This is a genomic window from Reinekea blandensis MED297 (genome assembly GCF_000153185.1).
GTDB lineage: Bacteria > Pseudomonadota > Gammaproteobacteria > Pseudomonadales > Natronospirillaceae > Reinekea > Reinekea blandensis.
This window is the reverse complement of the sequence record NZ_CH724150.1, coordinates 119,770-131,395: the sequence shown is the minus strand read 5'-3', so window position 1 is coordinate 131,395 and position 11,626 is coordinate 119,770. Positions and strand designations below refer to the sequence as shown.

Here is an 11,626-nt window from a genome sequence, read left to right as displayed (position 1 = left end):
CCCGAAGAATGGCAATCCGATCGCCAATGCGCAGCGCTTCGTCCAGATCGTGCGTAATAAACACGATGGTTTTATGCAGCTTATCCTGCAAGGCAATCAACTGATCCTGCATTTCTGAACGAATGAGTGGATCCAATGCGGAAAACGCCTCATCCATCAACAGAATTTCGGCATCAGTACACAGAGCGCGAGCTAAACCCACCCGTTGCTGCTGCCCACCGGACAACTGAGACGGATATTGCTCCTCGTATCCACCCAAACCAACGTCACTTAACCACTGACGTGCTTTTTCCAGCCGCTCGTCTTTAGCGACGCCCTGCGCTTTCAATCCGAAGGCGACATTATCAATGACCGTGTTATGTGGCATCAGACCGAAGCGTTGGAACACCATCGACATTTTCTTCTGCCGGAACTCGCGCAGAGCTTTGGTATCCAGCGTCATAATGTCCTGATCTTCAACGATGACCTTCCCTTCAGTCGGGTCAATCAACCGGTTAAAGTGGCGGATCAACGTCGATTTTCCGGACCCGGAAAGACCCATAATGACGAAGATTTCACCCTTTTTGATATCGAGATTGATGTCTTTCAAACCCAGCGTGTGGCCGGTTTTTGCCAGAATTTCGTCTTTGCTCAACCCCTGAGCCACCAAAGGCATGTGTTTTTTAGGGTTGTTGCCGAACAGCTTGTAGAGGCCTTCAATACGAATCAACGATTCAGTCATTTTGACCTCCCATATGCCGCTGTGACCGTTTCGCGTAAGACTGCGATACGCGGTCGAAAATGATCGCCAACACAACAATGGCCGCGCCGTTCAACACGCCCTGCGTGAAATACTGGTTCGTAATGGATTGCAGAACCGGCTGACCGAGACCTTTTACGCCAATCATGGACGCGATAACCACCATGGCCAGCGCCATCATAATAGTCTGGTTAATGCCGGCCATAATGTTTGGCATGGCCAAAGGCAGTTGCACATTCCACAGACGTTGCCAAGGCGTCACTCCATAGGCATCAGCGGCTTCCAGCACTTCTTTATCAACCAGACGAATCCCTAGATTGGTCAAACGAATGACCGGCGGGATGGCATAAATCACCACGGCGATCAGGCCTGGAATTTTGCCGATACCCAGCAACATGACAACAGGGATCAAATAGACAAAGGCCGGCATGGTCTGCATGACATCAAGAATGGGCGTGATGACGGATTGGATACGGTTCGACTTGGCCATGGCGATCCCGATTGGCACGCCGAGAACAATGGACAGCAATGTACAGACCGTAATGATGCTCAGGGTTTGCATTGTATCTTCCCACATCCCGAAGATACCGATCAGTAACAGAGAAATACCCACACCAATCGTCAACTTAATGGAACGGGCTGCAAAATAGGTAATCCCCAGGATGATGCCAATCATCAACCACCAGGGCGTTGCAATCAGCAGGTCTTCAAACCAAACCAAAAACGACAGCAACGGGTCAAAAAAGTTTTCGATGGCTTCACCGTAGTTTCTTGAAAACTCGCGGTACGCTTCATCCAGCGTTTTTCGAATCGTCAGCAGATCGCGACGACTCAATTGAGGAAATTCTGTCAACCAAGACATAGCATTAACTTCTTATAAAGTTACAGATAATCTGAACACCCTCCCCAGGCCGGATATGCAAACATATTGATAGGGAGGGCATTAGTGCGAATGCTCCGGCCTTACCTCGGTCGGTAAAGCCGGAAACCTAACCGTGGTTAAAGAGCACCACGGATATTATCGGCGACGTCTTCGCTGACCCACTCGCTCCAGACGGACTCGTAGTTTTCCAGGAAGTAATAAGCACCAAACTCACCATCAGCCTGGTTGTCTTCCATCCACGCCAGCAGTTCATTCATCTGAGCATTCGGGAACGAGCGAGTACTGATGTACTCATACGCTTCGGGCTGTTCAGAAGCAAAGCTCTCGGTAGTAATGGTGTGAACCGCCGATGGTGGGTACATGGTCGGTTTCGGATTGGCACAGTCGGCTTGTGTTGTACAGCTCTTGAAATGCTCAAGATCAACGCCACTGCCAAAGTCGACTTTGACCATTTTGTACTTACCAAGCACAGACGTTGGTGCCCAGTAATAACCAAACCAGCCTTCGCCGCGTTCGTAAGCCTTCGCAATAGAACCGGACAGACCGGCACCGGAACCTGGATCGACCAGTTCAAAACCGGCGTCTTCCATACCCAGCGCACGGAACAGATTCTGAGAAGAAATCTGGCAGTTCCAACCGGCTGGGCAGCCCATAAACATAGCGGCATCATCATCTTCCGGGTGTGGGAACAACTCAGGATGCGCCAATACACCTTCGATGGTAGCCAGCTCAGGGTTATCGTCGACCAGATACTGAGGTACCCAGAAACCCTCTTCGCCGCCGTCGCTCAGTGATCGACCGGCGTAGCGCAGACGGCCTTCTTCAACACCCCGATCCAACGCGGCCTTCATGGAGTTACTCCACAGCTCCGGTGCAATGTCCGGTTCACCCTTTTCAATCATCGATGTACCTGTCGGCATGGTGTCTCCAGGCACCAGTTCGGCATCACAGCCAAAGCCTTCTTCAAGAATCAGCTGATCGATGTGAGCAATAAGAGTGGCCGAGCTCCAGTTCATGTCGGCAATGGTGACGGAACCACATTCGTCCGCCAGTGCAGAAACAGACGCCAGTGAGGTGGCCCCTGCTAGCAAAGCTAACTTAAGCTTATTCATAGTTACTCCAATAATTATAATAATCGTCCATTGGCTGAATAAACCATACAGTTGCAAAGGTGCAACCGCAGAACATTTGCAGTAAATGACGAAGCAGTTTTAAGGGTTTTTACATCTGATGCACAAACCCCTGAGCCGGCGAAAAGCCGGTTCAGGTAACGCTGATGATGTTGAAGCCGAACCCGATGGGTATCGACTGAATCAGCGTGAGGTTTCGTTCTAAAACGAGAGAATATCGCCTCGTAGGTGTTCGTCATTTCAAGCGCGTCGCCGGAATGATTCGAAACTCCATCCGCAGGGATTAAGCCTCAATTCGAGGAGGTGACGATTGTCCTGTTGTTTATCCAATCCCGACAACCTTAGCAAAGCCAGGGACGTATCTCAAATACCGGGAATGAGCGCGAATGTCGTAAAAATGAGAAGAATTTGTGCTTAACAGCCCACCCGGTTGCGGTCATCGCGTTCACGACAATAGCCGCAAAAGTTTGAAAACAGACCACATCTGTCTAAGTTTTCTATACAAAACAATGAAAGAAAAAATCAAAAGGAGAAACGCAAACGTTATCAACCTCATCGCGGGTTATGGCGAGCCGGGAAAACTCCAACCCAAACGATCCAACCAGCAAGACCAGACGTTATCGGCCCCCACATTAAAAGTCATCAGCTCGTTGGTGACGGGGTGCTGAAAAGACATCTCAACCGCTCTGAGCCCCATGAACAGTTCGCCAAACGAACCTTCAACTGCCCGATTCAAATGACGACACCCGTGACGGGTATCCCCCAGGATCGGATAACGCAGGTGCTTCAAATGACGGCGAATCTGGTGTTTGCGACCGGTAACAGGAACGCATTCCATCCAGGACAAACGCATTTTGGGGTAACGGCTGACAGGTATCGCCAGCTCTGTAATCCCTAATCGTCGAAACTCGGTGATGGCTTCTTGCGCCGGTTTATCGCTGTCGGCAAATTTATCCGCAATCCGGTCGTGTTCTTCAATCAACGGGTAGTCCAACGTTTCAGCAACCGGGGCAAACCCGCGGCAAATGGCCCAGTACCGCTTATTTACTGTTTTTTCTTGAAACTGTTCAACCAGTGCTTTGGCGGCATGGTCATCTTTACACATAACCACCAACCCCGACGTTGGACGATCCAACCGGTGTACAGTATGAACTTTGGCGCCTTCAGATTGTTGTGCCAAATAAGCTTTGGCCCGTCCGGCCAGGGTATCTGTCTCTCGGCGGTCCAACCAGGACGGATGCATTAACAGCCCCGATGGCTTATCGACGACCAGCAGAACGTCATCTTCATAAACAATGTTCAGACCGGTCATTCGTCGTCTTCATCATCGGCAATTTCAGTAATCGTAGGCTGTCCGCATTTAGCACACTTACCTTCGACAAACACCCGACCTGAAAGCTCATACTCCTCAGGGTCCGTCATGCCCAGGTCAATCTCCTGACAATGGTTACACCAGGTATTTTCGAGAAAGGCGGCCTGTTCTTCAGGGTCTCTGGCTGAGAAATCGCGGGGGATACGTTCATCTTGATCTGTCATGGCTCTATTCGGCTCCTGTTTACTTGAATAGAACCAGTTTACCATTGGTCAGGGTGAAGCCATACCGCAGATGAGAGGCCTTTTCGGACTTCGGATATCAGGAAGCTTTAGCCATGCAAGTCCACTTTAATCAATCGTCTTCCTGAGCCCTGGCAAAAATGAGACAATTGGCTGAAATCTCTTTTAAACGAACATCCATGAAAATCCCAACTTTTATTGCATTTGAAGTCACCGATGTTGAGACCGGCTATCCTTATGCCATCGCCTGGTCCTTGCCCGACGGTCAATACAAGTCGGTCCTCGTGAAACCAGAAGATGATTGGTTAATCGACTTTGAAATGGGCCAATATAACCCCGACGCCCCTCCGTTACAGGACCTCTTAGACAAAGGTGAGTCTGTGCTGGACATTCTCAAGGAATGGGATCAGGACTTTGAAGACGGTGAACTGTTCTGTCAGGACCCGGTCCTTGCACAATACTGCCTGGATTTGATGTTCGAAGCCTACAACAAAGAGTGCGATTACGATGTCATTTCCGAATACGACTGCTATGACAACATCGACAACATGGATCTCGATGACCAACGCCGTTGGATTATGGATACCGAAGGTCTGAGTGCGGCCAACTGCGAAGACGCTGTTAAAGCTATGATTTTCCTTTACGCCAGAACTGGAGAAGACGAACAAATCTGAAGCGGTTTACTGCGCGGCCGCTCAGTGTTGAGGTTTAAAACTGTTTACATCCAACTCATGTTTTTTGAGCAGTTTATAAAATTCAGTACGGTTCCGACCCGCCAGTTCCGCCGCTCGAGAGGCGACGCCATCGGTCATCGTCAACACTCTGATCAAATACGACCGCTCATAAGCATCACGAGCCTCCGCTAAGGTAGGGAAGTAATTGTGTGAGTCCAACAGTGCCTGATTCACCAGTGCTCGGCTGATGACGGGCGATTGCGACATGGCCACACATTGCTCAATTACATTGATCAGCTGCCGTACATTACCCGGCCAATTACTTTGGCAGAGCTTAAGCATCGCATCGTCCGCAAAACGCGTGATCTTAACCCCCTGCTTTTGAGCAATGCGGTGCAGCAATACACGCGTTAATACAGGGATGTCTTCAGGCCGTTCCGAAAGACTCGGGATTTGAACATTGACCACACACAATCGGTAAAACAGATCTTCGCGAAACTGCCCTTCCGACATAGCTTCTTTCAGGTTTCGATGCGTCGCTGAGACAACCCTTACGTCCACATCGATGGTCTTAGTACTGCCAACCGGTCGAATGGATTTCTCCTGCAACACTCGCAGTAGTTTCACCTGTAACGCCAGAGGCATGTCGCCGATTTCGTCAAGAAACAATGTACCTCCGTCGGCCGCCTGAAACAGGCCTTGATGATCACTGACGGCCCCGGTAAACGCGCCCTTTTTGTGGCCAAACAACTCAGATTCAAGCAGATGTTCTGGCAAGGCTCCGCAGTTCACAGCAATGAAAGGTTTATTGGCGCGACAACTGGCCTTATGTATCGCCTGCGCCATCAGCTCTTTACCCGTGCCGCTGGCACCGGTAATCATCAAACTGATATCACGAGGCGCAACTTGCCCAACCTGCTCCATGAGCTGATGCATTTTCTGGCTTTGATACACGATATCAGACTGCCAATCCCCGCCAGTCGCATTGCTGATTTGCGCACAAGCATTAGTCAAGGTTGATCGCAACTGTTGATGATCGATTGGTTTCGTTAAAAAGCCAAGTGCGCCATTTTCAGTGGCTTCAACGGCATCGTGAATGGTGCCATGAGCCGTCATAATAATCACTGGAATCGTTGGGAACTCTGCATTAATAAAATCCAGCAGCATCAACCCATCTTCACCCGGCATTCTCAAATCAGACAGCACCATCGAAACACGTTGCGAGGCAAGTTTCTTTTTCGCTTGAGCTGCACTGTCGGCCGTCACAACCGCATAGCCTTCGCTGTTCAGTCGAATTTCTACAAGCTTTAAGAGCTGACTGTCATCGTCGATAACCAAAACCGGATCTTGTGGCTTAGGAACTGGGCTTGCCGTATCGATAGCGCTCACGGAGCATCACCTAACTGCTGTTCAATTTCTGTTAACGCGTCCAACTTCTGCTCGGCCGTACTGAGTTCAGCACGGAGGTTTTCCAGGCTCTGCTCTTGGGTAATAATCGTTTCACGTAGACTGGAAAGTTGATTCATCAGGTCAACTCGTTGCTGTGCTTGGCCCATAATCAGAAGAAACCAATCGGCGACCGGTGCCTCCAGGTGCTTCACAACTCCATTCAGTTCCTCAAGTCCAACCCGCTGTACATTAGCCGGCTGTTCCGGGTGCAATTTTTGTAGCGACTGTTGCAACTGAAGACTGACCTCGCTTTCTGTTGTCGCTGTTCGAGCGTCAGTTATTGGCTCGTCATATAGATTCTGTAAGTAGGTTTGCCATTGCCACAAGTTACAAAGCCGATCGCTAACATCCAACTCAGCGGACGGGCAAGAATCCGATGTCGCCAACCTTACCGGCTCGACAATGATCGTGTTTTGTATGAACGATTTAGGTTCGGAGGCAGTATCCGACATCGGCAAACTGGCACACCCTGCCAAAACCAAAGCAACGGATAATAAACAGTCTTTTTTCATGTATCCCTTAGCGTGTCATCAATTGGCACTGTGACAGAAATCGAAAAGTCATAACCCGGCAGATCGGTAAACTGTACTTGCCCACCCAGTAGACTGACGCAATCCCTAACAATCGACAGCCCCAACCCAGATCCCTTAAGAGACCCATAGCGAGGGTGCTCCGTGCGATAAAAGGGTTCAAATAAGTACTGAATCTGCTCTTCGGTTATCGATGGTCCCGTATTGGCAACGGTTAGCTGCCAATATCGACCAACTTGAATAAGCTGAATCAAAACCTGACCATTACTATGACCGTAGGCTTGCGCATTACTCATCAGATTATCAGCAAGGCGACTGAAGAGCGCTTCGTCGGTTCTCAATTCTGTAAGCTCACACTCAAATTTTACCTCTTGGTGACGTTTATCAAAGAGGGGCTGATACTGTTCGAGCAGTGACGTCAATAACTCCGACACGTTAAACTGCTTCAACTGAAGTTTTTGAACCTGTACAAGGTAGTTATAATCCAGCAGTCGTTCTGTTAGATGACTCAGGCGATGTCCGCTGTCGACTAAAATATCAACGACTTCATCCTGTGCAGGGCTCAACTGACCCAGTATGCCCTCTTTCAAGAGGGCGCTGCTTTCAATGATACTGGACAGAGGTGTCTTCAACTCATGAGAGGCATGACGCAGAAAAGATTGCCGAAGGTCCTCAAGCTGATTCAAGCGATTGCTTAGCCAATCCAGCCTCTGATTAATAGTGAGAAACTCACGAGGACCGGAAAACTCAGAAGCTGGAGTGGCCTCAGTCGAATACTTTTGCCCAATGTGATGTATCCGGTTTTCTAACAACTTAACAGGGCGTGAAACGTTTCGACTTGCCAGCAAAACCAGCAACAGCGTGACAACCGCCAGGGCAACGGTCCAAGCATTCAACAGTCGCTGTTTCTGTTCACCCTGTTCGATCTGGCGCGCCTTCCGCTCACCGACTTCCTGCCAAAGAAATTCCATGAGCCGGTCTTGACGTTCATTGATTTTTTTCAACAACCGATCGTTCTCGTCTGCCCCTGAGGATTGAAATGCCTCAGCCAACGCCAAAACATCGGAAGATTGGCCATGACAAAGATCGGCGGCTGCATTCAGCGCGGACAAACAAACTGAATCAACCAGGCCAAGGTATCGATCAATTTGCTGTTGGGCCAACCTGGCCATGGCTGCCCCTTGCAGCACTTCGTATTGTTTTACGGATCGTTCAATATCGGTTAAAACCCCGTCCATGCCGACGGCCGACTGTACAAAAAGCATTGAGTCATCACTAAAGCGAATCCACGATTCGGACAACTGAGATTGCAACCGGGCACTTTGCCAGACCAACAAGGTCAGTGGGATTAACGAGACGAAAAACCCCAACACAAGATGGCTTTTTAATGACGCTTTTCGAAGATGTATAAACATGAACAGGCTTGGTCCGACATAGGGGTCGCCATTGTCTATAAAGCAATGAGCGCCCGCCAGACAGCGACGGCTAAACTGTGATGCGGAATCAAAAAACGTTGCCCGAAAGCCAAGGGAGGGGGATGGTAACACCGGGCAACGTGTATAACTTTTTAATGGACACTTCTAAAGTCAGGGTTTGAATCACCAACTCTGACCAGAGAGTGAACTAATTACGCTAAGTACAATATTTATTCGGCAGATGCGACGGTGAATGCCGCGAACTCGTCTTCAGTCAGGTTGCCATCGACATCCAAATCCAACGCTGAAAACGAATCCAGCAATGCTTCATTCACGGCCGCTTCTTCCATAGAAATCAGACCATTTGAGTCGGCATCGACCGCTGAGAACTCAAGGGCATCTTCGGCAATGGCCAATGTTGCGGTTGTCATAATCGCGGCAGTCAACAGTGTCTTTTTCATGGTGTTCTCCATTAAGTAGTGAATTGCGTCTGTTTCGACATGGAGCTTATAGCGATAAACAGGCCAAAACCTAAATCTCTTTATTTTTCAATAAGTTACATCGATAAAACCCGTTTACAGCCCCAATAGAACGCCTTCATCGTCGCCAACAGGCGACAGGATTCGTAAAAAATATAGATTTACCAATAAAATCAATGGGTTACGGTGTTGCCAATGCGCGACAGCCATCTTCTGGCCATACTCTGAAGATCAAATAAAATGATCGGCACCGCTTTTTAGGCACAAAAAAGGCGACCCGACAGGTCGCCTTACAATGTCGACAGCAACTCAACCATAGAGATTGAGTCCTGGATGTATTTATTGCCGAATTAACGCCAACAGATCCTGCGTTTTTTCGTCCATCAGGTCTTTATCCCCACGCGTTTCCACATTCAGGCGGATGACCGGTTCGGTGTTCGACTTACGCAGATTGAAGCGCCAGTCAGCAAATTCCAATGACAGACCATCAACACGATCTTCCGCAATGGCATCACCCTTGTAAGCATCGTAAACCCGAGCCATGGCTTCATCGGCATCGGCCACTTTGCTATTGATCTCCCCTGGACTCGGGTACATAGCCATGCGCTGCTCAACCAGTGTTTTCAGAGTGGTCTGCTTACGGCTTAGCAGGTCGACGACCAACAACCAGGGAATCATGCCGGAATCGGCGTAGGCAAAATCTTTAAAGTAGTGGTGAGCCGACATTTCGCCGCCGTAGACGGCGTCTTCCGCTCGCATTTTCTCTTTGATGAAAGCATGCCCAGAAACCGATTGGATCGCTTCACCACCGTTCGCCTCGACAATTTCCTGAGTATTCCAGGTCAGTCGCGGGTCATAAACAATTTTGGCACCCGGCTGTTTCACCAGGAAGGCCTCAGCCAGCAGGCCGACAATGTAATAACCTTCAATGAAGTTAGCGTCTTCATCCCACAAGAAACAACGGTCGAAATCGCCATCCCATGCCACCCCCAAATCGGCACCGTACTCTTTTACCGCTTTACCGGTCACCGGCTGCTGTTCGTGCAGTAGTGGATTAGGAATACCATTCGGGAAGGTACCGTCCGGCTCGTGGTTAATCTTGATAAATTCGATCGGCGCGCCCTTCTCTTTCAAGGCCGCCTCGATGGCGTCCAGCGACGGGCCTGCCGCGCCATTACCGGCATTCACAACAATTTTCATAGGCTTAAGCGTTTCAAACTCGATATAGCCCATCAAGTGCTCAACATAGGCAGCGCGATTGTCGAGTTGAGTCAAGGTGCCCGGTGTAGCAGCCTTTTCGCTGTAGGTCTCGGTTTCCGCCATCTTACGGATATCTGCCAGCCCGGTATCACGAGAAATCGGTTTGGCCTCATCACGCACCATCTTCATGCCGTTGTAGTTAATCGGGTTATGGCTGGCCGTCACCATGCAGCCGCCGTCGGCATTGAGAAACTTGGTTCCAAAATAGACTTCTTCCGTGCCACAAAGACCCAAATCGATGACGTCCGCGCCAAAATCGAGTACGCCCTGAGCAAATGCATCTTTGAGTTCTGGTGATGTCTCGCGAACATCCCAGCCAACAACCACTTTTTTGGGCTTCAGAAAGGTGGCAAAGGCCCGACCGATACGGTAGGCAATGTCCGTGTTGAGCTCCGTTCCCAGTTCACCACGAATGTCATAAGCCTTGAAACAGGTCAGTTCCATTTTGGTTCCTTATTCTTAAAATGAGTTCAGTTTACAGAGTAGCCGGATAATACCGTGTTTAATGTGAAATTACAGTTTGCAATTCGGGCCGTCACCCATTAGCTTGCGCTGCATCATTATCAATCAAAAACGTCCCAAATATGCAGGCGTCCCCACAGCCACAGGCACCGCCAATCGATGTCCTTATTCTGACCTATAATGGCGGGTCTTATCTACACCCTCAATTAACCAGTATTGCTGAACAACTCGAACCGGGAGACCGAATAATTGTCTCAGACGACGGCTCAACCGACGACACCCTGCGTATTTTGCAAGAATTTCAGCAAACCTACTTAAAAGAAAACGTTGAACTTTTGGTCTATCAAGGTCCTGGAAAAGGTGTAATCCAAAACTTTTTTTCCGGCATTCAGCATACAAAGGCTGAATACACGTTTATAGCCGACCAAGATGATGTCTGGCTACCCGGAAAACGCCAGCTGTTTGCAAAGCAAATGCAGTGTTCATCAAAACCACACCTCATCTTCTCAGACGCATGGCTTTGGAACAGCCTGGATACCAACACGGACACCTCATTCTGGCAACAGCAAAAAATAAACCCTAGTCATGCCCGGCAGCTGAGTACATTGATATTCAGGAATACCGTTCAGGGCGCTAGCATGGCCATAAACCGAGCACTCATAGAGCGGATATCATTACACCCGGATATAGTCATGCATGATTGGTGGTGCGCTCTACATGCCAATGCATTTGGCTCCATCAGTATCATTTTCGAACCAACACTGCTTTATCGCCAACACGATGCCAATCAGATCGGAGCATTGCGGAAGCGAACTGTTCGTGAAAAACGAGACGCAAGTCAAAAAATATTCGCTCAAGCGCGAGCTTTTCGTACTATCCTCCCGCAACAGCACCCGTCCAAGGCAATGCTGGATAGCTTTAATGATGCCTGCTCAAAGGGCTTACTTCGTCGGGCACTTTTTTTGCTTCAATACAGACCAAAACGGGTTAATGTTTTGAAGTCAATCACACTTTGGGCTAGTATACTGTTCAATTCGAAGACCTGAAATTA

The 11,626-nt window shown here is 49.2% G+C and carries 12 protein-coding genes; 2 read left to right on the top strand and 10 right to left on the bottom strand.

The annotated features are described in order from the left end of the window. The 5 genes from MED297_RS05980 to MED297_RS05960 all read right to left on the bottom strand — a co-directional run. The coding region (locus MED297_RS05980; protein WP_008043210.1) for a quaternary amine ABC transporter ATP-binding protein at positions 1–721 on the bottom strand (721 nt) is incomplete at its 3' end. Continuing rightward, a complete protein-coding gene (locus tag MED297_RS05975; protein ID WP_008043209.1) occupies positions 714–1,601 on the bottom strand; it encodes an ABC transporter permease in 888 nt (295 codons plus the stop codon). The genes MED297_RS05980 and MED297_RS05975, both read right to left, overlap by 8 nt. 137 nt (positions 1,602–1,738) lie before the next feature. After that, positions 1,739–2,734 carry an ABC transporter substrate-binding protein gene (locus MED297_RS05970; protein ID WP_008043208.1) on the bottom strand — a complete coding sequence of 332 codons (996 nt, stop codon included), beginning with the start codon at positions 2,732–2,734 and terminating at the stop codon, positions 1,739–1,741. A 580-nt stretch (positions 2,735–3,314) separates the two neighbouring features. Then, positions 3,315–4,064: a pseudouridine synthase gene (locus MED297_RS05965; protein WP_008043206.1), complete on the bottom strand. Its 750-nt coding sequence runs from the start codon at positions 4,062–4,064 to the stop codon at positions 3,315–3,317. Beyond that, complete coding sequence (locus MED297_RS05960) at positions 4,061–4,288, bottom strand: hypothetical protein (protein ID WP_008043205.1); 228 nt, start codon at positions 4,286–4,288, stop codon at positions 4,061–4,063. Before MED297_RS05960 ends, MED297_RS05965 begins: the two co-directional genes overlap by 4 nt. 197 nt (positions 4,289–4,485) lie before the next feature. Here MED297_RS05960 and MED297_RS21105 point away from each other — a divergent pair, with 197 nt between their 5' ends. After that, a complete protein-coding gene (locus MED297_RS21105) occupies positions 4,486–4,980 on the top strand; it encodes a hypothetical protein (protein WP_008043204.1) in 495 nt (164 codons plus the stop codon). A 21-nt stretch (positions 4,981–5,001) separates the two neighbouring features. On the opposite strand, the gene MED297_RS05950 is transcribed toward MED297_RS21105, so the two are convergent. The 5 genes from MED297_RS05950 to MED297_RS05930 form a co-directional block, all read right to left on the bottom strand. Continuing rightward, positions 5,002–6,369: a sigma 54-interacting transcriptional regulator gene (locus MED297_RS05950; RefSeq protein WP_008043203.1), complete on the bottom strand. Its 1,368-nt coding sequence runs from the start codon at positions 6,367–6,369 to the stop codon at positions 5,002–5,004. Next, complete coding sequence (locus MED297_RS05945; RefSeq protein ID WP_008043202.1) at positions 6,366–6,941, bottom strand: hypothetical protein; 576 nt, start codon at positions 6,939–6,941, stop codon at positions 6,366–6,368. The genes MED297_RS05950 and MED297_RS05945 overlap by 4 nt, the downstream gene beginning before the upstream one ends. Next, positions 6,938–8,374, bottom strand: coding sequence for a sensor histidine kinase (locus MED297_RS05940; RefSeq protein ID WP_040556694.1), 1,437 nt, complete (start codon positions 8,372–8,374; stop codon positions 6,938–6,940). Before MED297_RS05940 ends, MED297_RS05945 begins: the two co-directional genes overlap by 4 nt. Positions 8,375–8,604: 230 nt before the next feature. Beyond that, the gene (locus tag MED297_RS05935) at positions 8,605–8,835 is read right to left on the bottom strand and encodes an EF-hand domain-containing protein (protein ID WP_040556693.1); all 231 of its coding nucleotides are present in this window, start codon (positions 8,833–8,835) and stop codon (positions 8,605–8,607) included. 357 nt (positions 8,836–9,192) lie between these two features. Beyond that, positions 9,193–10,557, bottom strand: a complete 1,365-nt coding sequence (locus MED297_RS05930; RefSeq protein ID WP_008043193.1) for a phosphohexomutase domain-containing protein — start codon at positions 10,555–10,557, stop codon at positions 9,193–9,195. A 140-nt stretch (positions 10,558–10,697) separates the two neighbouring features. Here MED297_RS05930 and MED297_RS21100 point away from each other — a divergent pair, with 140 nt between their 5' ends. Then, a complete protein-coding gene (locus MED297_RS21100; RefSeq protein ID WP_008043191.1) occupies positions 10,698–11,621 on the top strand; it encodes a glycosyltransferase family 2 protein in 924 nt (307 codons plus the stop codon). Positions 11,622–11,626 lie beyond the last annotated feature (5 nt).